Source organism: Lampropedia hyalina DSM 16112 (assembly GCF_900129055.1).
In the GTDB taxonomy this organism is placed as follows: Bacteria; Pseudomonadota; Gammaproteobacteria; order Burkholderiales; family Burkholderiaceae_C; genus Lampropedia; species Lampropedia hyalina.
In genome coordinates, this window is record NZ_FQUZ01000002.1 from 115,570 (window position 1) to 137,537 (window position 21,968).

A 21,968-nucleotide genomic window follows, 5' to 3' on the forward strand; every position below is an offset into this window, starting at 1 on the left:
GATGAAGTGAAAAGACCAGAAAACAAGGTACGAGAGGGCCGATTATCCCCAGTATGGAAAAACAGGGGCATGGAACCCGGCATTGTGGGCGGACACACAGGTGTAGGGACTTTCATCATTTTTGCAGGGATGCCATGCGAAGATGGTTCGAGCACTGTCTATCCCTTCTACGGGGCAGTGCTTTTTGCGGTTTTCCCCCATTGCTATGACAGAAATAGAATTCAAGTTCGGTATTCCCCCCCAGCGGCATCAGGCCGTGGAAGCAGCCGTGCGGCGTGGCGCAGTCACCCGCACCCATTTGCAGGCCCGTTACTTCGACACGGCCGACAATGCCCTCACCTCCCGTGGCATCGCGCTGCGGGTGCGCAAAGAGGAGCGACGCTGGATTCAGACCGTCAAGGCGGCTGGAGCCGACGCCATCCAGCGGCTGGAGCACAACGTGGACCTGGGCGTATTCCCCGCCGGAGTGGCCCCCGAGCCAGACCCGAACCTCCATGCGGGAACCCCCGCCGGGGACGCACTGGCCCAGGCCCTGGCAGATACCGAACAGCCGCTGGCACTGACCTACAGCACCGACATCTGGCGACTGACGCGGCTGCTGCGCATTCCCGGTGGCTGGGTGGAACTGGCACTGGACAGCGGCCACATTGCCGCCGCCGATCCCGGCAACCCGGCAGCCACCGTGAAAACCGAGGTGCTGGAGCTGGAACTGGAGCTGATTCGCGGCCACATCGACGAACTCACGGCTCTGGCACAACGCTGGGCCACGCGCCACGGCCTGTGGTTCAGCACCGTCAGCAAGGCCGAGCGCGGCGAACGCCTGCGCCAGGGACTGACAGAAGTGCCCCCGGTCAAGGCCGCCAGTGTGCGCTACCGCCCGGCGCAGATGCAATCGCCCCACGGTGCGGTGGTGTTGCAGGCCGCGCTGGCCTCGTGCCTGGCACAAATCCTGCCCAACGCCAGCGAAGTGGGAGCAGGCAGTGACGATGCCGAACAGGTTCACCAGTTGCGCATCGGCATCCGGCGTTTGCGCACGGCCCTGCGCGAACTCGCACCGCTGGCTCCCACGCTCATCAAGCCGCAGTGGGAAGCCCCACTGGTGGCGGCCTTCCGCGCACTGGGGGAATTGCGCGACCGCGAAGAGGTGCTGGAAACCGCCCAGGCGCAATTGCTGGCTGCCGGCGGGCCGGAACTTGACCTGCCCGCCAGCGGCGAAACCCGCCCGGCCAGCGACATCGTGCGCACGCCCGCCTTCCAGACCGCACTGCTGGGCTTGATCGGCCTGACGGCACAAGACCCACACCTGCTGCGCGACATGGCCAACCAGCAGCAGGCCCTCGCACAAGCCGTAGAGGCAACAACCAGCGACGACGAAGCCGAGGCACAAACCATCGATGCCCTGCCCGCCGTCATGGATGCGGACACCACCCACCGCTACCTGCGCCTGCGCCTCAAACGCCTGCACGCCGCCAGTCTGCGCGATGGCAAGCAGTTCATGAAGCTGGACATGGAAGACCGGCACCGCACCCGCAAACGCCTCAAACGCCTGCGCTACCTGCTGGAGTTTGTGCAGCCGCTGTTCGACAAGCGTGCCAGCAACGCCTACCTGGGCCAACTGCGCCCGGCACAAGACGCACTGGGCGGCTACAACGACGAAGTCGTCGCGCTGGCCACCTACCAAAGCCTGAGCCAGACCGAGCCACGCGCCTGGTTCGGCGTGGGCTGGTTTGCCGCCCGCCAGCACAGCCTGGCCAGCGACTGCGCCCGCCAACTGCAAAGCCTGAAAACCGCGCCACGCTTCTGGGACAAGGCGTAGTCACACCACACCGGCGGCCACGGCCATTTGGCCGCTATCATTGCAAAGATTCATCAGGGGCAGGCAGACAGGCTGCCCCTGTGCTTTGTCAAGAAAAAAAGGAATGCCATGAAATTCGATGGTTCACAGAACTATGTTGCCACCCAGGATTTGAAACTGGCCGTCAATGCCGCCATTGCCCTGCAACGCCCGCTGCTGGTCAAAGGCGAACCCGGCACCGGCAAGACCATGCTGGCAGAGGAAGTCGCCCAGGCACTGGGACTGAACCTGTTGCAGTGGCACATCAAATCGACCACCAAGGCCCAGCAGGGCCTGTACGAATACGATGCGGTCAGCCGCCTGCGCGACTCGCAACTGGGCGATGATCGCGTCAAGGACATCCACAACTACATCGTCAAGGGCGTGCTCTGGCAGGCCTTCACCGCCGAACAGCCCACTGCACTGTTGATCGACGAAATCGACAAGGCCGACATCGAATTCCCCAACGACCTGCTGCGCGAACTCGACCGCATGGAATTCCATGTGTACGAAACCCGCGAACTGGTGCGGGCACGCCAGCGGCCCATCGTGTTCATCACCTCGAACAACGAGAAGGAGCTGCCCGATGCGTTCCTGCGCCGCTGCTTCTTCCACTACATCAAGTTCCCGGAAGCCGACACCATGCAGCAGATCGTGCAGGTGCATTTCCCGAACCTCAAGGGCGCGCTGCTGGATGCGGCCATGCGCAGCTTCTACGAAATCCGCAGTGTTCCCGGCCTGAAGAAAAAACCCTCCACCAGCGAACTGGTGGACTGGCTGCGCCTGCTGCTGGCCGAAGAAATCGCACCCGAAGCCCTGCGCAGTCAGGAGGGCAAGCTGTCCCTGCCGCCGCTGGTGGGCGCACTGCTGAAAAACGAACAAGACGTGAACCTGCTGGAACGACTGGTGTTCATGAATCAGCGCAATCGCTGAAGACCCGAAAACTCGAAAACCTGAGCAAAGAATGCGACTTTCTTGCCACACTCTGCAAAATATTTCAAGAAATCGTCACGACAATCGGTAGATAATGCTTACGGGCTTTGTCCCGATTTCAGTTTGCGGTGATTTACAGGTTTCAGTGCGCAGTAGAGGGGTTTCTCGCTAACGCGGCTCCGGGGCTCCATCGCTTCAGTCAATGTGTTTTTAGGAGTCCCTTTCATGGGCAATAAGTTGTATGTCGGCAATCTTCCCTACTCGGTTCGCGACGGCGATCTGGAGCAGGCGTTCAGCCAATTCGGCGTGGTCACCAGTGCCAAGGTCATGATGGAGCGTGACACCAACCGTTCCAAGGGTTTTGGTTTCGTGGAAATGGCTTCCGACGCAGAAGCCCAGGATGCCATCAACGGCCTGAACGGTCAGCCTCTGGGCGGCCGTAACGTGGTGGTCAATGAAGCCCGTCCGCTGGAACCCCGTCCCCCCCGCAGCGGTGGCTTCGGTGGTGGTCGCAGTGGCGGCGGCTTCGGCGGTGGCCGTGGCGGCGAAGGCGGCGGCGGTGGCTTCCGCAGCCCCTACGGTGGCTCGCGCGGTGGCAACCAAGGCGGTTACTGATTCCCCATTCAACCCCTGCCGGTGATTGTCCAGCAGGGGTTGAACAAAAAAACCGGCTTTTGTGGCCGGTTTTTTTACGTCCTTTTACGTCCTTGTTACAGCGAATCGCCCTCTTTGCTGCGTGGCTTGCGCCCGCGTCCAGCCAGTGCGCGATCGAAGACGGCATCGGGCAGTACCCGCAACAGGCGCGCCACCCAGCCCATTTGCCACGGAATCACGCAGTAACTGCGCTGTGCTTCGATGACCGCATAGGCCTTGGCGGCAAAGCGGTCGGCAGGCATCAGGAACGGCATGGGGAATGGGTTGTCTGCCGTCATCGGCGTGGCAATGAAGCCGGGGCTGATGGTGGTGACTTTCACACCCGTGCCGCGCAGTTCCCCGCGCAGGCTTTCGCAATAGGCGATGACCCCGGCCTTGCTGCTGCAATAGCCACCGTGGCCGGGCAGGCCGCGCACGCCCGCCACGCTGGCAATGCCCACCAGCGTGCCACTGCCGCGCTGCTGCATGGGCTGGATGAAGGGCTGGAAGGTGGCGGCCATGCCCAGGTTGTTGGTCGCCCAGATGCGCTGCATGACGGCCAGATCGCCCCGGCGACCACTGTCCACGCCGTGGCTGATGCCTGCGTTCGCAATCACCACGTCGGGCACGCCCTGCTGTTGCAGGCAGTGCTGTGTCGCCGCCTGGATGCTGGCGGGCTGGCTGACATCGGCTCCGTACACAGCATATTGCGCGGGCGGCAGGTTTCGTGCCTGCGCCCAGGCCTGCATGGCCTCGACTCGGCGTGCCACCAGTGCCAGCCGCCAGCCCTGTGCGGCATAGTGTGCAGCCAATGCCTGCCCCAGACCGCTGGACGCGCCGGTGATGAAGACCAGTGGCAATGGGGAACGGGGTGCGGCAGGACGGGACATGGCCAATGGCTTTCGGTGGCGGTGTTCAGCGGGCGGATGCCGCATCGGGCAACATGGCCTGCAATGCGTACAGGGCATCCAGAGCCGCGCGGGGGGTGAGGTTGTCCACGTCCAGCCGTGCGAGTGCATCGGCCAGCTCCTGCAAGGCAGGTTCTGCGGGCGAGGCGGGCTGTGGCGATGGCACAGACGCTGGCGCACCGTCCACGGCTCCGGCTTGCGCTGCATCGGCAAACAGATCAGCCTGCGGGCTGTGCCCCTGTTCCTGCTGCTGGAGCCGCTCCAGCGTATGGCGGGCATGGTGAATCAGCGCGGCAGGCATTCCGGCCAGCCTGGCCACCTGGATGCCGTAGCTGCGGCTGGCCGGGCCGGGCTGCAATTCGTGCAGGAACACGATGCGCTGGCCGGTTTCGGCGGCGGTGACGTGCATGTTCACGGCATGGGGCAGGCTGGCGGGCAGTTGCGTCAGCTCGAAGTAATGGGTGGCGAACAGCGTGAAGGCCTGGGTCTTGTCGTGCAGGTGTGTGGCAATGCTGCCCGCCAGTGCCAGACCGTCGTAGGTGGAAGTGCCCCGGCCGATTTCATCCATCAGCACCAGCGAGTGTGCCGTGGCGGTGTGCAGAATCTGCGCCGCCTCGGTCATCTCCAGCATGAAGGTGGATTGCGCATTGGCCAGATCGTCGGCTGCCCCGATGCGGGTGTGGATGCCGTCGATTGGCCCCAGCCGACAGTGTGCGGCAGGCACATGGCTGCCGATGCTCGCCAGCAGCACGATCAGGGCAACCTGCCGCATGTAGGTGGACTTGCCGCCCATGTTGGGGCCGGTGATGATCTGCATGCGCGTGCGCCCGCCCATGCGCGTGTCGTTGGCAATGAACGGGGTCTGCGTGGTTTCGGCCAGCCGCGCCTCCACCACCGGGTGGCGGCCCTGTTCGATGTCGATGCACGGCTCGATGCTGAACTGCGGCGCGCTCCAGCCCAGCGTGAGCGAACGCTCGGCCAGCGTGCACAGCACGTCCAGCTCGGCCAGCGCGCCCGCCAGTTGCATCAGTGCGTGAATGTGCGGCTGCAACTGCGTCAGCAATTGGGCGTAGAGGTATTTCTCGCGGGCCAGCGCACGCTCTTGCGCGGACAGGGCCTTGTCCTCGAAGGCTTTCAGCTCCGGCGTGATGAAGCGTTCGGCATTCTTCAGGGTCTGGCGGCGGCGGTAGTCGTCGGGCACTTTGTCCGCCTGTCCTTGCGAGACTTCGATGTAGAAACCATGTACCTTGTTGTACTGCACGCGCAGATTGGCAATGCCGGTGCGGGCGCGCTCGCGCCCTTCCAGGGCCAGCAGGAAATCGTCACAGTGGTCGCGGATACCGCGCAGTTCATCGAGTTCGGCATCGAAACCGGCGGCCATGACCCCACCATCGCGAATGAGCACCGCTGGCTCGTCCAGAATGGCCGCCTGCAACAGATCGGCCACGCCCGGCGGGGGCGGCAGTTGCCGCAACAGACGCTGCACCGGCGAATCGGCAGGCAGGGCGATCTGCGCCAGCTCGGCCGCATGGCGCAGGGTGTGGCGCAAGGCGACCAGCTCGCGCGGGCGCACCTGTTCCAGCGAGATGCGCGCGCTGATGCGCTCCACATCGGCCACCTGGCGCAAAGCCTGCTGCAACCGCTCCCACAGCGGCAGGGGGGCGAATTCGTCGCGCAACTGGGCAATGCAGTCCAGCCGCGCCTGGGCCTGCTGGCGGTCGCGCCGGGGCATGAGCAGCCAGCTTTTGAGCCTGCGGCTGCCCATGCTGGTGGCACAGGTGTCCAGCAGCGAGAACAGCGTGGGGCTGCTCTCGCCGCGCAGGGTCTGCACCAACTCCAGGTTGCGCTGGGTGGTGGCGGGCAGGTGCAGCAATTCGTCGTCGCGCTGCACCACAATGCCCTGAATGTGTTGCAGCTTGCGCCCTTGCGTGTGCTGGGCGTAGTGCAGCAAGGCCGCACTGGCGGCATGGGCTGCGGGCAGATCATCGGCAGACCAGGCTTGCAGACTGGCGGCCTGCAAATGTTCCTTCAGGCCGCGCTCACCCAGTTCGGCCTCGAAATGCCAGGCGGGCTGGGTTTGCAAGGCCGCATGGCTGGTGCCGCTGCTCTTGCGCTGCTGCAACAGATTCTCCAGCCCCTCGCTGGCTGCCGCGCTGTAAATGACCTCGCTGGGGCCGATGCGATCCAGCCACGCCCCCAGCTCCTGCGGCAGGCACTGCGCCAGTTGCACCAGCCCCTGCGTCACACTCATCCAGGCCAGCCCCATCAGCGCGTTGCGGCCCTTGCCCTGCTCGCTCAGGGCCAGCAGCACGGCCTCGTGCTTGTCGGCCAGCAGGGCCGTGTCGGTCAGCGTGCCGGGCGTGATGACGCGCACCACCTTGCGCTCCACCGGCCCCTTGCTGGTGGCGGGATCGCCGATCTGCTCGCAGATCGCCACCGACTCGCCCAACTTGATGAGCCGCGCCAGATAGGTTTCGACCGAATGAAACGGCACACCTGCCATCGGGATCGGCTGTCCCCCCGACTGGCCGCGCGCAGTCAGCGTGATGTTGAGCAGCCGCGCGGCTTTCTTGGCATCGTCGTAAAACAACTCATAAAAATCGCCCATGCGGTAGAACAGCAGAATGTTCGGATGCTGGCTCTTGAGTGCCAGATACTGCTGCATCATCGGGGTGGGGGCGGATGGGTCGGGTTTGCGCATGGGGGATCGGTAGCAATCGGCTCTGCCACATTCTGGCCGACGGGCACGGGCAGGAACCGCATGAACAAAAATAGGAATGAAAGCCAGCCACTGGCAGCGTGGCGGTGAAACCTCTGGCATTGTGCCAGCCTGCACTCGGGCACAATAAATAATTCCACAAAATTTGCCTTTTGTGCGACAATGCTCGGCTTGGCTCCACCAACGCCAACCAAGGCTGTGAGAGCCTTGTTTTTTGTGCATCGTCCTTCATCCTTGGCAGCTTTTGCCCTTGGCCCTCCTCGTGTGCGACGGCCCGGCAACCGACCATTGCCCCCAGCGTGTTTTCTCCGGCTGGTTTCGTTTGATGGCTGATGTTTGAACCACCAACGAAACCTTGCCCACGGCCGCGTCACAGTACTCGTGTACCCGCAGCCGTGACAGGCTCGTTCCTGCATCGAAAGCACCCATACCATGACCTACATTCCTTCCTCCACTGCCGAGGCTACTTCTGCCGTGGCTTCGTCGCCCGCAGTGGACGACCACACCCCCCAAACCCCATCCGGCGCAGACAACGCCTTTGCCGCGCTGGGCCTGGCCCCTGAACTGCTCCAGGCCGTCAGCGACATGGGTTACACCCAGCCCACGCCCGTGCAGCTTCGTGCCATTCCGCTGGCCCTGCAAAAGGCCGATGCCCAGCAGTCTGCCCACTATGTGGACCTGATGGTCTCCAGCCAGACCGGCAGTGGCAAGACCGCCGCCTTCCTGCTGCCCGTGCTGCACACCCTGATCGAGATGGACATCAAGGCCAAGGAACAGGAAAAAGCCGACTTTGAGCGCGGCGTGGCAGAGGCCCTGGCGCGTGGCGAGGAAGCCCCCAGAAAGCCCCGCCGCAAGAACCCGCTCAACCGCAAGTTCACCGCTGCCGAACCCGGCGCGCTGGTGTTGTGCCCCACCCGTGAGCTGGCCATGCAGGTGGCCAACGATGCCATCGACCTGATCCGCCACAACCGGGGCATTCGCATTGCCAGCGTCATCGGTGGCCTGCCCTACCCCAAGCAGATCGCCCAGTTGCAGAACGCCCGTCTGGTCGTGGCCACACCGGGTCGCCTGCTGGACTTGCAGCGCAGCGGCCAGATCAAGCTCGAAGGCGTGCAGTTCCTGGTGCTCGACGAAGCCGACCGCATGCTGGACCTGGGCTTTGCCGAAGACCTCGAAGAAATCAGCCGCCTGACCGAGCAACGCCGCCAGACCATGATGTTCAGTGCCACATTTGCACCACGCATCCAGAAGCTGGCCATGAGCGTGATGCACGACAACGGCCGCAACGCCCAGAAAATCGAGATTGCCAGCCCGCAGATCAAGCACGAGAACATCACGCAGAAGCTGTTCTGGGCCGACACCCCCGAGCACAAACGCCAGTTGCTGGATGCCTGGCTGCGCAGCCCGGAAATCGACCAGGCCATCGTGTTTGCCAGCACCCAGATCGAGTGCGACGAACTGGCCACCGACCTGCATGAGGCCGGCTTCAGTGCCGTGGCCCTGCACGGTGCGCTGGGGCAAGGCATGCGCATGCGCCGCCTGGCCGCCCTGCGCGATGGCCGAGTGCAGATTCTGGTCGCCACCGATGTGGCCGCACGCGGCATCGACGTACCCACCATCACCCACGTCTTCAACTACGGCCTGCCGATGAAAGCCGAAGACTACACCCACCGCATTGGCCGCACCGGCCGCGCCGGGCGTGAAGGGCTGGCCGTGACATTCGCCGAGTACCGCGACCGCCGCCGCATCTTCGAAATCGAATCCTTCACCCGCCAGAAACTCCAGGCCGTGGTCTGGCCCGGACTGGAGCCGCGCCAATCGATTCCCGAATGGCGCAACAACGGCGGCGGACGCGGCGATGGCAGAGACAGCCGCAACAGCCGCCACGGTGGTGGCCGCCCAGGCGGCAACGCCCGCTCAGGCCACGGCGGTGGCTACGGCCAGGGCCAAAGCGCAGGACGTGGCAGCTACCAGGGCGGCGAACGCGGTGCAGGCAAACCATTCGGAGCACCCCGAGGCGACTCCCGCAGCCAGGACGGACGCGAGCAGCAAGGCGGCTGGCGCAACGACCATTCCGAACGCCGCGAATGGGAAGGCCAACGCCCCTCACGTGCACCATACACCGGCGCATCCCGTGGCGACCAGCCCGCCCAGCGTCGCAGTCGTGGCAACGCGCCCTCCGATTACTCCGGCGCACGCAACGGCGCGGATGCCCGCCCACCACGCAGCGGCAACCGCCCAGCCAATGGCAAGGGCTTCAAGAGCAGCGGCAACGCCCCGCAAGGTGCACGCCGCCAGCGCGATGCACACTATTGATTGAGCTGAAGGAACCGCTGAATCATTCCTCCCGGCCGCCGCATCCCCCTCTCGGGCGGTCTGCTGCGTTGGCTTTTGGGGTCAATAGCACCACTATTGACCCCAAAAACCGCCTTGCAGCCCATCCCGATAGGGGGCGCGGCGACTCGGGACGAATTAATCAGCGTTTCCTGAACTGGCGAGTTCAGAATCTCGCCAGATATTCGGGAGAGGCCAGAATCCCGGCAATCAATCCCGTAGCCAACCCTCCCAGGCGGATTTGATTCACCCAGTAATCAAATCCGCCCTGATCGGGGGAACGCTGCAACATTCCCACATACGCCATCACCACAAAGACATCGGCACTTTTACGCTGGCGATATTCTGCCGATTCAGAGAAGTCAATCATCATCTGGCCACGGGAGATGCCATTTTCCAGTTGTGACTGCCAGAACTGCTTGCCCGTGCTGTCACTGGGGCGCGCCATCACATTCTGGTAAACGCGCTCGATGAAGTCGGCATCATTCAACTGCCCATACCGTTCCAGAAACTCATTGGAGCTGGCAAAAGCCTTCGATACGGCCTCCAGGCTTCCACTGCCCAATACCGACTCGATCCAGAACCGCAACCCCACCGAGTCGGGAATCCGGTCGAAATAGGCAAAATACAATCTGGCAATCGGTGCAATGGCACCATTGAATTCGTCTGAATTCAGAAAAATCTCGACCAGTTCTTCAGGCTGGAGCACACCGGCATCCAATTGGCCTTGCCACCACAGAATATCGGCCTCATTGGCCTGCCTCCACAGAAAATCCCGATACTGCTGTCGGACAAATTCTGCGGAATCGCCCAGCTTCAACGCGCCAAAAACCGCTCCTGCCGACATGGACTCGGTCAGCACCAAATGGCACGGATTGGCCTGGCCAGCGCATGCCCCCGACCATTGCCCAAAGGCATATCCCGCATCAGGCATGGCCGTCAGGATCACCGACGCGCCCACAGAAAACTTGAAAAGCATGGAGCCATCTGCCTGCAACTCCACTTCGCCAGTGTCGGAGAGCTGGACAGCACCGCGCCCCGTATGCGTCACCTGGAGCGACACAGAGCGTGTGTCGGGCACAAAGGAGGCATGAACAGTGCATGCCGACTGAATGCGTCCAGTGGTGTAGGTATTTCCCAGCAGGGTTCCCGTACAGCCAGTGACACTGCCGATCTGGAATCCTGAATCGGGCGTGACCGTGAAGCCCATCACTTCTCCCTGCGCCACCAGAATTTCTCCTGAGGGGCTGATACTCCCTCCCGTTCCCGCACTGGCATGCACCTCCACGGTAAGCATATTGATCTTCTGCACCAATGGCAGATACAGTGCCGCATTGCTGGCCATCAACTGGGGCACGCGCTCGGGCAAAACACCCTGGGTATGCTGCGTTCCCATATTCATGCTGATATTCTCCAGCCCGCCGGGAGAAACCAGTTGGCAGTAGCTCATGATGGTTCCGGCCCCCCGGCGAGCCACGCCTCCGGTCAGGGAGTTGAGGCCCGGCAACTGGCCGATGCCGGTGCGGTTGCCATTGGTGGCATAGCAATAATCATCCGAGGCATCGACATAGCAGCAATCCACGGGCCGCTCCTCCCCGATGCCAGCGTATTCGTGCGTATGGGGACTGCCAAAATTGTGGCCAATCTCATGCGCCACCACATACGAATCCCAGATCACCTGGGGGTTCTCCGGCGAGAACTTGCCCACTATTCCAGTGCTGATGGAATAGCTCCAGTCCTTTTCCTCCATGCCCAGCACATCCACGAAGGCCACACCACCGCCCGCATCCTTGCCACTGAGAAAATGGACGAAATCCCGTGGCTGCGTGCTGTAAGGGGGCTGGTTCCAATAATCCTGCACCTCGAACAGAATCGCCGAAGCCGTGCTGGCACGCCACGGGTCGTCGATTGAATCGCGGATATAAAGCCGGGAAATTTCCAGGCTCGTATTCACTTCCGCCTGGTAAATGCTCGATACATAGCCCATCAGCCCCGTGATGTAGTCACTCGCGCTGTCGGCGCCGCCCAGCTTCTGAACCAGCTCGTAGTCGGTATCGACGATCATGCTGGCCACGCGCTGCATCCCGGCAGGATCGACCGGTACGCTGGCGGCCAACTTCGCATGGCTCAAGACCTTGTCTGCCTGCTTGAAAATCTCGATGGGCTTGGCAAATGTCGTGTCCTGAGCGCAGGAGAATTCGCGATCCACAAAATCACTGGCAGCATCCACTTTTCTGGCACGCACGCGTTCACCCGGTACCTGGGCGATGGCCCCATCGACTGCCACGACTGGGATCTCGGTCACATACACGGCTCCATCACGGTGCACAATACCCCTCATGGCACCACCGCGGTCACTCATCCAGAACACCCGGCTGGTGGGTTCACCCTCGATATGGCCCCGAAACAGGCTGTATTCTTTTGGGGACTGCCATTGCTCACCCCCATCGCGCTGCACCATGATTCTGGCATCGGCATGGTACAGGTCGAATTTCTGCAAAACCAGTGCATGCTCGGTGTCATCGTCCAGCAACACCCGGTTCATTTTGATGGATTCTCCCGCTGGCAGAAAATCCATGCGTTGGAGCATATCGGCATGATTAAGGGTATCGCCCAGATCAAGCTCCAGCAGGACTGATTGTCCGGAAGAATCCAATGCCTGCGCCCGAACGGATTGGGTATACCAGAGGGCCATCAGACACAAAACACATGCAATCCAGCCCACTCCGAGCCAGTGTTTCTGCCCACATTCCGACCCGCTACCAACTCGCAACAACATATTCATAGACCCATTCTTTCACAGCCAAACCACGGGAAAAACTGCCGGGAAGTCCCGACATTGCCAAAAATCAAACTTATTTTCCGAATCCGGTATGACCCGGCTGTGGCGGCGACGCTGCGTTTTATGAATGGGTGAACATGGCCTGCACATGCCATGGTTCCCAGGCATGCGTGGTTTCACACCACTTTATTTGTTTCTTATTTTCTGATGGATTCATCCACCTTCGATTGGCCAATGATAAGTGCCAAACGGGCCAATCGCTCTTGTTCGTGTCATTCCCACAACTGGACGACAATCACAGGTTCAGCGACACAGAGGAAAACCCCATGACCACTCCATCCCACTTCGATACCGCCGCCCAGACCTGGGATCAGCGGCCCATGTCGCTGCAACTGGCGCAGGTTTCGGCGCATCTGCTGGAGGTGTTGCCGCTCGACTCCAGCCAACACTGGCTGGACTTTGGCGCGGGCACCGGCATGCTGGCCACCGCACTGGCTGCACATGTGGGGCGCGTGACGGCCCTGGACACTTCCGCCAATATGCTGCAAGTGTTGCGTGACAAGGGCTTTGCGAATGTGGACACGCTGTGTGCCGATGTATTCGACGGCCTGCCGCAGTCCTACGACGGCGTGGTCAGTTGCATGGCACTGCACCATGTGGCCGATACGGCGGGGTTGTTGCAGGTATTTTTCGCGCACCTGCACCCCGGTGGGCGCATGGCCCTGGTCGATCTGGTGCAGGAAGACGGCAGCTTCCACGGCGACAATGAGGCCAAGGGCGTGAAGCATTTCGGCTTCGCACCCGATGCCCTGACCACGCTGGCACAGCAGGCCGGTTTTGTGAATGTCACGCTGGCCACCGTGGTGCAAGTGCGCAACCGCAATGGCCGCGACTACCCGCTCTTCCTGCTGCAAGGCGAGAGACCAGCCACCTGAACCCCACGCATGGGCGGCAAAACCCGCCGTTTTGCCCGCTGTGGCAGGTGGTTTGCCGCACAATGCGGGGTGATCGTTTTTTTGCCTTCATTGCCTGACACGGCCTGCGCCGCAGTGGCATGAGTCGCTTCCGAGACCCCTATCCCATGACCACCCAGAATCTTCTTGTCGAACTGTTTGTTGAAGAACTGCCGCCCAAGGCCCTGCGCAAGCTGGGCGAAGCCTTTGCCACGCTGCTGGCCGATGGCCTGCGCGGCCAGGGGTTGCTGGCACAGGCCAGCACCGCCACCGGCTTTGCCACGCCACGCCGTCTGGCCGTGCACCTGACGGACGTGGCCGCCAGGGCGGCCGACAAGCCGGTGTCGCAGAAACTCATGCCCGTCTCTGTGGGGCTGCGCGACGGCCAGCCCACCCCCGCACTGCTGAAGAAACTCGCCGCACTGGGCGTGGCCGATGCGGCAGTGGAATCGACACTGGGCCAACTGCGCCGCGAAGGCGAAGGCAAGAACGAGAGCCTGTTCCTCGACAGCACCCAGGCTGGAGCCAGCCTGCAAGCCGGTCTGCAAAAGGCACTGGACGAGGCCATTGCCCGCCTGCCCATTCCCAAGGTCATGAGCTACCAACTGGAAACCGGCGTGGCCCTGCCCGGCTGGGACAGCGTCAGCTTCGTGCGCCCCGCCCACGGTCTGGTGGCCCTGCACGGTGCGGACATCATGCCGGTGACGGCCCTGGGCCTGGTGGCAGGCAACACCACGCACGGCCACCGCTTCGAGGCCCAGTCCAGCCCGATCGTGCTGGCCCATGCCGACCGCTACGCCGAGCAACTGCGCGACGAAGGCGCGGTAATCGCCCACTACGAGGAACGCCGCCAGAGCATCGTGGCGCAATTGCAGGCCGCTGCCGCCCAGGTGGGCGGAGGCTGCCGCCCGATCGAGGACGACGCGCTGCTGGACGAAGTGACCGCGCTCGTGGAACGCCCCAACGTGCTGGTGTGCCAGTTCGAGGAAGAATTCCTGCAAGTGCCGCAGGAGTGCCTGATTCTGACGATGAAGGCCAACCAGAAATACTTCCCGCTGCTGGCCGCCGATGGCACGCTGACCCACCGCTTCCTCATCGTCAGCAACATCAGCCCCGCAGATGCCAGCGCAGTGATTGGCGGCAACGAGCGCGTGGTGCGCCCGCGTCTGGCCGATGCCAAGTTCTTCTTCGATCAAGATCGCAAGAAAACCCTGCAAAGCCGCCTGCCGCTGCTGGACAAGGTCGTCTATCACAACCAGTTGGGTTCCCAGGGCGAGCGCAACCTGCGCGTGGTGGCGATTGCCAAGGCCATTGCCGCCCAACTGGGGCTGGACGTGGCCCAGGCCGAACAGGCCGCGCAACTGGCCAAGGCCGACCTGCTCACCGACATGGTGGGCGAATTCCCGGAACTGCAAGGCACGATGGGCCGCTACTACGCCCGCCACGATGGCCTGCCCGATGCGGTGGCCGATGCCATCGAAGACCACTACCGCCCCCGCTTTGCCGGTGATGCCCTGCCACGCAACCCGATTGGCGTGACCGTGGCCCTGGCCGACAAGCTGGAGACGCTGGTGGGCATGTTCGGCATCGGCAACCTGCCCACCGGCGACAAGGACCCGTTCGCACTGCGCCGCCACGCGCTGGGTGTGATTCGGATGCTGGTGGAAAAAGCCCCGCAACTCGCACTTGATGAACTGCTGGCCCTGGCCCAGACCGCATTTGCCGCACACCTGCCCGAAGGCACGCCATTCCAGGATGCCCGTGCCGAACTGAGCCGCTTCATCGAGGAACGCCTCGCAGGCAACCTGCGCGAACAGGGCTACACGGCCCAGGAAGTCGATGCCGTGCTCGCCCTGCACCCGCAGAAGCTGGCCGATGTCGCCACCCGCCTGCACGCCGTGCGCAGCTTCGCCAGCCTGCCCGAAGCCCCGGCACTGGCCGCCGCCAACAAGCGCGTCTCCAACATCCTGAAGAAGGCCGACATAACTACAACGCCTACTGCTATGCCTATAAACATTCTCGGTGCAGCATTCATAAATGTAGGTATTGGCTTTTTCAACATAAACAGGCCCAAAGACACCGTACAGCCCATGGTTGATACCGCGCTGTTGCAGGAAGCCGCCGAGCAGGCCCTTTACGCCGCACTGCAAACCACCGCACCCCAGGCAGAACAGGCTTTTGCCGCAGGCGACTACACCGCCTCGCTGCAAGCCCTGGCCGCGCTCAAGGAGCCAGTGGATGCCTTCTTCGATACCGTCATGGTCAATGCCGACGATGCCGCCCTCAAGGCCAACCGGCTGGGGCTGCTGGCGCAGTTGCAACAGGCCATGAACCGCGTGGCCGACATCTCGCGTCTGGCCGCATGAGCATGGGCACCACCGGCATGAACGGCACGGCCCCCGCTGCCCTCATTGGCTGGGACGACTTCCTGCGGGTGGAACTGCGCGTGGGGCAGATCGTGCAGGCCGAAGTGTTCGCGCAGGCCCGCAAGCCCGCCTACCTGCTGCATGTGGACTTCGGTGCGGAACTGGGCGTGAAGAAATCCAGTGCCCAGATCACCCACCACTACCAGCCGCAAGACCTGATCGGGCGGCAGGTGGTGGCGGTGGTGAACTTCCCGAAAAAACAGATCGGCCCCATCCAGTCCGAATGCCTGGTGACCGGCTTTCACGACGAAAACGGCCATGTCGCCCTGTGCGTGCCCGACCGCGCTGTGCCGCTGGGTACGCGGCTGCTGTAACCTCCCGACCATCGACCTTGCCCATGCCGCGCTCCCCCCTGCCCCGCCCCGGCTTCTTCCAGTACCTGCTGGCCGTGCCGCGCTCCCTCGTCCATCTGCTGTGGATGGGCTTTTTCCTGGTTCCATACGCCGGATGGCTGATACTGCAAGCCCTGCTGGGCGTGCGCGGCGAACCGCTGTACCGCATCGGCGTGGCCTGGCTTGACCTTTGCGTGAAAGGCGCGCGCTGGATCACCGGCATCGACTACCGCGTGCAGGGCATGGAGAACCTGCCCCGGCCGGGCGAATACCCCGGCGTGGTGCTGCTGGTCAAGCACCAATCGACCTACGAAACCTTTCTGATGCCGCTGGTGCTGCGCCACATTGTGCTGGCCTATGTGTTCAAGAAGGAACTGCTGTCCATCCCGTTCTTTGGCTGGGGCATTGGCCGCATGGACATGATCCACATCGACCGCTCGCAAAAGGCCAAGGCCTTTCACAAAGTCATCGAACAGGGCAAGAAACTGCTGGCCAAGGGAAGCTGGATCATCATGTTCCCCGAAGGCACGCGTGTGCCGCGTGGCGAAACCGGCCAGTACCGCAGCAGCGGGGCACGGCTGGCCATCGAAACCGGCTCGGTGGTCGTTCCGGTGGCCGTCACCTCCGGCCGTTGCTGGCCGGGGCGGGCCATTGTGAAGTTTCCCGGCGTGGTCGATGTCTCCATCGGCGCGCCCATTGCCAGCGCAGGCGAAAACGCCACCGACCTGACGCAGAAAGTGCAGGACTGGATCGAAGCCGAAATGCGCCGCCTCGACCCGGATGCCTACGCGCCCCGGCCCGATTGAGAAGATCGTGAACAGGTTCTTATAATCGCGCCGCGCCTGCACCTGCGCAAACACCGATGCGGCCCATTGCCACCCTGAATTGCCGTCATGGCACGGTTTTTTCCTGCGGTCGTGTGAAAATCGTCATATTCTTGCGGGTGTGGCGGTCTTTTCGCAGCCTTCCCGACGACGATAAGCCAAAGGCTTGTTTCTCTGCCTTTCCTGCATGATTGATACCCCAAGATGAACCGACTCGCTTCCATCCTCCCCTCCAACCAGATTCTGGTCAATGTCGAAGTCACCAGCAAGAAACGTGTTTTTGAAGATGCAGGGCTGCTGTTCGAGAGCCTGCACAGCCTTTCACGGGCAGTGGTGACCGAGAGCCTGTTTGCGCGTGAGCGGCTGGGCTCCACCGGACTGGGGCATGGCGTGGCGATTCCGCACGGGCGCATCAAGGGCCTCAAATCGCCCATGGCTGCCGTCTTTCAACTCGCACAGCCGATTGGTTTCGACGCGCCCGACGAGCAGCCCATCAATTTCCTGATCTTCCTGCTGGTGCCCGAAGCCGCCACCGAAAAGCACCTGGAAATCCTCTCGGAAATCGCCGAACTGCTCAGCGATGCAGCACTGCGCGAAACCCTGAAATCCAGCCGCGATGCCAACGAGCTGTACCAGCTCATCTCGCGCTGGCAACCGGCCCTGCCGATGACCGCCTCTGTCTGACACCCTCTGCACGGCACAGCCCATCGCCTCGCCCCCCTCAGGAGACGCCCGCATGGCCCCCCCCATCAACACCGTCAGTGCCCAGGTTCTGTTCCGGGAGTTCCAGGAAGTCCTGCAATGGGAATGGATTGCCGGGCGCGATGCCTACGCGCGACGCTTTGACGAGCAGGCCCTGCAACCGGGCACGGCCGGGGCCGATCTGGTGGGCTATCTGAACTACATCCACCCATTCCGCGCCCAGGTGCTGGGTGCGCGGGAAATCAGCTACCTCACCCGCTCCGGCCGACAGGACTGCCTGCGGCGCATCGTGCGCATCACCATGCTGGAGCCGCCGGTGCTGATTCTGGCCGATGGCCAGACCGCACCGGTGGAGCTGATGGAAATGTGCGAGAGCGCGCAAATCCCGATGTTCGCCACACAGCAGGCCGCCTCGCACGTCATCGACGTGCTGCGCAGCTACCTGTTCAAGCTGTTCGCCCCACAGACCACGCTGCACGGCGTGTTCATGGACATTCTGGGCGTGGGCGTGCTCATCACCGGCGAATCTGGCCTCGGCAAGAGCGAGTTGGGGCTGGAGCTGGTCTCGCGCGGGCACGGGCTGGTGGCCGACGATGCCGTGGACATCGTGCAGATCAACCAGAATGCCCTCGAAGGCAAGTGCCCGGCCCTGTTGCAAAACCTGCTGGAAGTGCGCGGCATCGGGCTGCTGGACATTCGCGCCATCTTTGGCGAAGCCGCCGTGCGCCGCCGCATGCGCCTGCGGCTGATCGTGCATCTGGTGCGCAAGGAAACGCTGGAGCGCGACTACGAACGCCTGCCGCACGAGCCGCTGACCGAAACCATCCTTGGCGTGCCCGTGCGCAAGGCCATCATCCAGGTGGTGGTCGGGCGCAACATTGCCGTGCTGGTGGAAGCGGCCGTGCGCAACTACATCCTGCAAGTGCGCGGCATCGACACCTACCAGGAGTTCCTGATCCGCCACCGCCAGGCCATGGATGCGGCATCCGGGGACTTGGGCGAAGCGTAACCTCCTCCAAATCAGGTCAGTCGCGGGCGCGCCGCTGGGCCTCGCGCTCCTCGGTGGTCAATGCCACCTTGTTGCGGATGTACAGCGGAGCAATGGCCTCGGCAGTCACGCCTTCGCCGCGCTGCAACAGCGCAGGAGCCAGGCGCAGCATGGCCGTGGCACGCGGCCATGCTTCCCGCGCCTGGGCCGCACCGGCCGCCGCCGGCAACTCGCTGGCATACACGAGATGGGCATTGCCCACCAGCAAGAAGCCCTCGGGAATGTGCAGGTTCCCGGGCGCGCATGCCTGCATGGCCGACTCGCGCTGCCACTCCCCCCGCACCGCATCCCACACCAGTTGCACGGTGTACACCTCCTGCATGCGCGCATCCAGTGCCGCCACCACGCGCTCACAGCCATACCGCCCGCGCGCATCCTCGGCCACGGCCAGCAGCGAATCCACTGCCACGGCGGGCAATACCTGCCCCCGCACCCCTGCCCCGAAAGCCAACCCCTGTGCCACGGCACAGGTGGTGCGCAGACCGGTGAACGACCCCGGCCCACAGCCGAAGACCACCGCATCGAGCTGCGACAAGGCCAACCCGGCGGAATGCAGCAGGGCATCGACCGCAGGCAACAGCGTGCGGGAGGATTGCGCACCCGCCACCCCCTCGTGCTCCCACACCTGTGCAAGGTGCTGCACGGCAAGGCTCAGGCGTTCGGTGCTGGTATCGAGGGCGAGGAGGTTCATGGCAGCGGGGCAACAGGCAGCAAGTGGACAGACCGAGATTGTAGGGCGTGCCCCAATCAGGGCGATCGCGCCATATCAAAAGCATCCGATACGCGCCGTATTTTTACCCAACACAAATTCCACCACCCCGTCACCCACTGCGCTCTGAATGTTCTGAGAGGGCTGCCAATGTGGCCATTTCAACTGCCTTTACCCCTCAAACTGCCGTCATTGCGGCGAAAGCCGGAATCCAGTTACGACGTTGAAAAAACACCGATACTGCCCAATGGTACATGGGGTTACTGGATTCCGGCTTTCGCCGCAATGACGGAGCAGGGTCAGTTCACGAAGTGCAAAAATGGAAATCAGGTTTTGCCAGAGACGCAGGGCGATCGCTCTGGTATTCCATGCAACCTTACTTCGCCCGCCGCCCCTTCTTGGCAGTGACTGCCTTGCTGGCAGCCGCCCGCTTGCCACGGGCACGCGTGGCCTTGCTGGCATCGTTGTAGGCTGAACCGTTGCGTGCCGCAGGGCGGGCCGTGGCCGCGCGGGCCTCTCGCCGCCGGACCGCCGACACCAGCGTGTCCGCCAGCAATACCTCGTCGTCCACCACTGGAGTGGGTGATTCAGGCCGTTTGCCGCTGGCAGATGGGCGGCTGCGGTTTTCGCGCGCCAGGATGAAGTCGATCTTGCGGGCATCCAGATCGACCCGGCTGACCTGCACGGTGACACGCGCGCCGATGCCGTAGCGGGTTCCGGTGCGCTCGCCGCGCAACTCCTGCCGCGCTTCGTCAAAGCGGAAATACTCGTCGCCCAGTTCGGTGATGTGAATCAGCCCTTCCACATACAGGTTCTCCAGCATGACGAACAGGCCAAAGGTGGTCACGGCACTGACCTTGCCTGCGAACACCTCGCCCAGATGCTCGCGCATGTACTGGCATTTGAGCCAGGATTCCACGTCGCGGCTGGCCTCGTCGGCACGGCGTTCGTTGGCACTGCAATGCAGACCGGCGGCCTCCCAGGCCAGCATGGTGGCATCGGCCGTCGCGGGCTGGCGACTGCGCTGGTGCGGGGTCTGGGCCTCGTCGGCCTGCGGTGCGGCCACCCTGGCGGCCAGTTTCTGCGCCAGCTTGGCATGGGCCTGCCCCGGCGGTGGAATGGCCGGGAGCTGGTATTTGCCATCGCTCAGCACCGCCTTGAGCACACGGTGCACCAGCAAATCCGGGTAGCGGCGGATGGGGCTGGTGAAATGCGTGTAGGCACTGAAGGCCAGCCCGAAATGGCCATTGTTGTGCGGCGTGTACACTGCCTGCTGCATGGAGCGCAGCAGCATGGAGTGGATTTGCGGCGCGTCGGGGCGTTCCTTGGTGGCCTCGGCAATGGCCTGAAAATCCTGCGGTTGGGGCGCGTCGCCCACGGTCTGCGGCACGCCCATGGCTTTCAGGTAATTGCGCAGCATATCCAGCCGCTCCGGCGAGGGACCTTCATGCACCCGATACAGCGCGGGGTGCTTGCGCTTGAGCAGAAAATCGGCACTGCACACGTTAGCCGCCAGCATGGCTTCTTCGATCAGGCGGTGTGCCTGGTTGCGCACACGCGGCACGATCTGCGCAATGCGGCCACTGTCGTCGCAGATGATTTGCGTCTCGGTGGTCTCGAAGTCGATGGCACCCCGTGCCTGCCGTGCCGCCAGCAATGCCTGGAACACGCCATGCAGGTTCAGCAGATCGGGCAGGCGGTCGGCAAACTGCACGGCCAGCGGGCCTCGGGTGTTTCCCAGAATGTCGGCCACCTGGGTGTAGGTCATGCGGGCGTGGCTGTGCATCACCCCCGGATAGAACTGGTAGGCGTGCAGCTTGCCGCTGGCGGTAATCAGCATGTCGCAGACCATGCAGAGGCGATCCACCTCCGGGTTCAGCGAGCACAGGCCGTTGGAGAGCTTCTCGGGCAGCATCGGAATGACGCGGCGCGGAAAATAAATGCTGGTGGCACGCTCGAAGGCATCGTGGTCAATGGCTCCGCCCGATGGCACATAGTGGCTGACATCGGCAATGGCTACCAGCAGCCGCCAGCCCTTGCCGCGCCCGACCTTGGCAGGCTCGCAATACACGGCATCGTCAAAGTCGCGGGCATCCTCGCCGTCGATGGTGATGAGCGGAATGTCGCGCAGATCGACGCGCCCGCGCCGATCCACCGCCCGCACCGTGGCCGGCAGGGCCGCAGCGGCCTTCTCGCAGGCGGGGGAGAATTCATGCGGCACGTCGTACTTGCGCACGGCGATCTCGATTTCCATGCCCGCATCGTCGGCATCGCCCAGCACCTCGCTGATGCGTCCCACCGGTTGGCCGTGCAGGCTGGGGGCTTCGGTCAGTTCCACCACCACCACCTGGCCGACACGGGCGTGGGCGGTGGCGGCATCGGGAATCAGCACATCCTGTCCGTAGCGGCGGTCTTCGGGCGCGACCAGCCAGACGCCATTCTCCTGGAGCAGCTTGCCAATGATGCGCCGCGTCGGGCGTTCCAGAATATCCAGCACCCGGCCCTCGGGGCGACCCTTGCGGTCGTGGCGCACCACGCGCACCCGCACCCGATCCTGGTGGATGAGATGGCGCATCTCCTCCAGCGGCAAAAACACGTCTTCAGAGCCATCATCGGGCCTGACAAAACCGTGTCCTTCGCGTCGGCCTTGCACTTCGCCAACAATTTCTTGCATCAAATTCGTTTTTTTCAATTGCAGTCCGTTTTTCTGTATATAATCTCGGAATTCCTGAAGTGCCCAGGTGGCGAAATTGGTAGACGCACTAGCTTCAGGTGCTAGCGGGGGCAACTCCGTGGAGGTTCGAGTCCTCTCCTGGGCACCAATCATTCTA

16 protein-coding genes and 1 tRNA gene are annotated in these 21,968 nt (G+C 63.1%); 12 read left to right on the forward strand and 5 right to left on the reverse strand.

Annotation, left to right across the window (positions count from 1 at the left end):
- Positions 1-205 precede the first annotated feature (205 nt).
- From BUE21_RS01420 to BUE21_RS01430, 3 genes are all read left to right on the forward strand, one after another.
- On the forward strand, positions 206-1,816 hold the full coding sequence (locus tag BUE21_RS01420; protein ID WP_073353784.1) for a CYTH and CHAD domain-containing protein: 1,611 nt from the start codon (positions 206-208) through the stop codon (positions 1,814-1,816).
- Between the two features lie 108 nt (positions 1,817-1,924).
- On the forward strand, positions 1,925-2,767 hold the full coding sequence (locus BUE21_RS01425; RefSeq protein ID WP_073353785.1) for an AAA family ATPase: 843 nt from the start codon (positions 1,925-1,927) through the stop codon (positions 2,765-2,767).
- Between the two features lie 225 nt (positions 2,768-2,992).
- Positions 2,993-3,382 carry an RNA recognition motif domain-containing protein gene (locus BUE21_RS01430; protein ID WP_073353787.1) on the forward strand — a complete coding sequence of 130 codons (390 nt, stop codon included), beginning with the start codon at positions 2,993-2,995 and terminating at the stop codon, positions 3,380-3,382.
- A gap of 95 nt (positions 3,383-3,477) precedes the next feature.
- Here the strand turns inward: BUE21_RS01430 and BUE21_RS01435 are convergent, their stop codons facing one another.
- Both BUE21_RS01435 and mutS read right to left on the reverse strand, forming a co-directional pair.
- The gene (locus tag BUE21_RS01435) at positions 3,478-4,290 is read right to left on the reverse strand and encodes an SDR family oxidoreductase (RefSeq protein WP_073353896.1); all 813 of its coding nucleotides are present in this window, start codon (positions 4,288-4,290) and stop codon (positions 3,478-3,480) included.
- A gap of 25 nt (positions 4,291-4,315) precedes the next feature.
- Positions 4,316-7,009 carry a DNA mismatch repair protein MutS gene (gene mutS, locus BUE21_RS01440; RefSeq protein WP_073353790.1) on the reverse strand — a complete coding sequence of 898 codons (2,694 nt, stop codon included), beginning with the start codon at positions 7,007-7,009 and terminating at the stop codon, positions 4,316-4,318.
- Positions 7,010-7,459: 450 nt separating this feature from the next.
- Between mutS and BUE21_RS01445 the strand changes: the two genes are divergently transcribed.
- Positions 7,460-9,343, forward strand: coding sequence for a DEAD/DEAH box helicase (locus BUE21_RS01445; protein WP_073353794.1), 1,884 nt, complete (start codon positions 7,460-7,462; stop codon positions 9,341-9,343).
- A 184-nt stretch (positions 9,344-9,527) separates the two neighbouring features.
- Here BUE21_RS01445 and BUE21_RS01450 read toward each other — a convergent pair whose 3' ends face one another.
- On the reverse strand, positions 9,528-11,666 hold the full coding sequence (locus BUE21_RS01450; RefSeq protein WP_159435781.1) for a DUF4214 domain-containing protein: 2,139 nt from the start codon (positions 11,664-11,666) through the stop codon (positions 9,528-9,530).
- Positions 11,667-11,684: 18 nt separating this feature from the next.
- Here BUE21_RS01450 and BUE21_RS14635 point away from each other — a divergent pair, with 18 nt between their 5' ends.
- The 7 genes from BUE21_RS14635 (at position 11,685) to hprK (ending at position 18,389) form a co-directional block, all read left to right on the forward strand.
- Entirely contained in the window at positions 11,685-11,999 is a 315-nt protein-coding gene (locus BUE21_RS14635) for a hypothetical protein (protein WP_159435782.1), read from the forward strand.
- A 470-nt stretch (positions 12,000-12,469) separates the two neighbouring features.
- Positions 12,470-13,078 (forward strand): class I SAM-dependent methyltransferase, encoded by a 609-nt coding sequence (locus BUE21_RS01455; RefSeq protein WP_073353899.1) that lies wholly within the window; start codon positions 12,470-12,472, stop codon positions 13,076-13,078.
- A gap of 146 nt (positions 13,079-13,224) precedes the next feature.
- Positions 13,225-15,462, forward strand: a complete 2,238-nt coding sequence (glyS, locus tag BUE21_RS01460; protein ID WP_073353800.1) for a glycine--tRNA ligase subunit beta — start codon at positions 13,225-13,227, stop codon at positions 15,460-15,462.
- Between the two features lie 2 nt (positions 15,463-15,464).
- Entirely contained in the window at positions 15,465-15,836 is a 372-nt protein-coding gene (locus BUE21_RS01465; protein WP_234971016.1) for a tRNA-binding protein, read from the forward strand.
- Positions 15,837-15,904: 68 nt separating this feature from the next.
- Positions 15,905-16,660, forward strand: a complete 756-nt coding sequence (locus BUE21_RS01470; protein ID WP_073353905.1) for a lysophospholipid acyltransferase family protein — start codon at positions 15,905-15,907, stop codon at positions 16,658-16,660.
- A gap of 222 nt (positions 16,661-16,882) precedes the next feature.
- On the forward strand, positions 16,883-17,362 hold the full coding sequence (gene ptsN, locus BUE21_RS01475; protein ID WP_073353803.1) for a PTS IIA-like nitrogen regulatory protein PtsN: 480 nt from the start codon (positions 16,883-16,885) through the stop codon (positions 17,360-17,362).
- Positions 17,363-17,414: 52 nt separating this feature from the next.
- Positions 17,415-18,389, forward strand: coding sequence for an HPr(Ser) kinase/phosphatase (hprK, locus tag BUE21_RS01480; protein ID WP_073353806.1), 975 nt, complete (start codon positions 17,415-17,417; stop codon positions 18,387-18,389).
- 16 nt (positions 18,390-18,405) lie between these two features.
- On the opposite strand, the gene tsaB is transcribed toward hprK, so the two are convergent.
- Positions 18,406-19,119 (reverse strand): tRNA (adenosine(37)-N6)-threonylcarbamoyltransferase complex dimerization subunit type 1 TsaB, encoded by a 714-nt coding sequence (tsaB, locus tag BUE21_RS01485; protein ID WP_073353809.1) that lies wholly within the window; start codon positions 19,117-19,119, stop codon positions 18,406-18,408.
- A 394-nt stretch (positions 19,120-19,513) separates the two neighbouring features.
- The gene (gene rnr, locus BUE21_RS01490; RefSeq protein WP_234971013.1) at positions 19,514-21,811 is read right to left on the reverse strand and encodes a ribonuclease R; all 2,298 of its coding nucleotides are present in this window, start codon (positions 21,809-21,811) and stop codon (positions 19,514-19,516) included.
- Between the two features lie 61 nt (positions 21,812-21,872).
- On the opposite strand from rnr, the gene BUE21_RS01495 reads away from it, so the two are divergent.
- Positions 21,873-21,959, forward strand: a tRNA-Leu gene (locus BUE21_RS01495).
- Positions 21,960-21,968 lie beyond the last annotated feature (9 nt).

Excerpts from the sequence above, each read along its gene's own strand:
- BUE21_RS01420 (WP_073353784.1), top strand. The coding sequence starts at position 206 with ATGACAGAAATAGAATTCAAGTTCGGTATTCCCCCCCAGCGGCATCAG.
- BUE21_RS01425 (WP_073353785.1), top strand. The coding sequence starts at position 1,925 with ATGAAATTCGATGGTTCACAGAACTATGTTGCCACCCAGGATTTGAAA.
- BUE21_RS01430 (WP_073353787.1), top strand. The coding sequence starts at position 2,993 with ATGGGCAATAAGTTGTATGTCGGCAATCTTCCCTACTCGGTTCGCGAC.
- BUE21_RS01435 (WP_073353896.1), bottom strand. The coding sequence starts at position 4,290 with ATGTCCCGTCCTGCCGCACCCCGTTCCCCATTGCCACTGGTCTTCATC.
- mutS (WP_073353790.1), bottom strand. The coding sequence starts at position 7,009 with ATGCGCAAACCCGACCCATCCGCCCCCACCCCGATGATGCAGCAGTAT.
- BUE21_RS01445 (WP_073353794.1), top strand. The coding sequence starts at position 7,460 with ATGACCTACATTCCTTCCTCCACTGCCGAGGCTACTTCTGCCGTGGCT.
- BUE21_RS01455 (WP_073353899.1), top strand. The coding sequence starts at position 12,470 with ATGACCACTCCATCCCACTTCGATACCGCCGCCCAGACCTGGGATCAG.
- glyS (WP_073353800.1), top strand. The coding sequence starts at position 13,225 with ATGACCACCCAGAATCTTCTTGTCGAACTGTTTGTTGAAGAACTGCCG.
- BUE21_RS01465 (WP_234971016.1), top strand. The coding sequence starts at position 15,465 with ATGGGCACCACCGGCATGAACGGCACGGCCCCCGCTGCCCTCATTGGC.
- ptsN (WP_073353803.1), top strand. The coding sequence starts at position 16,883 with ATGAACCGACTCGCTTCCATCCTCCCCTCCAACCAGATTCTGGTCAAT.
- hprK (WP_073353806.1), top strand. The coding sequence starts at position 17,415 with ATGGCCCCCCCCATCAACACCGTCAGTGCCCAGGTTCTGTTCCGGGAG.
- tsaB (WP_073353809.1), bottom strand. The coding sequence starts at position 19,119 with ATGAACCTCCTCGCCCTCGATACCAGCACCGAACGCCTGAGCCTTGCC.
- rnr (WP_234971013.1), bottom strand. The coding sequence starts at position 21,811 with ATGCAAGAAATTGTTGGCGAAGTGCAAGGCCGACGCGAAGGACACGGT.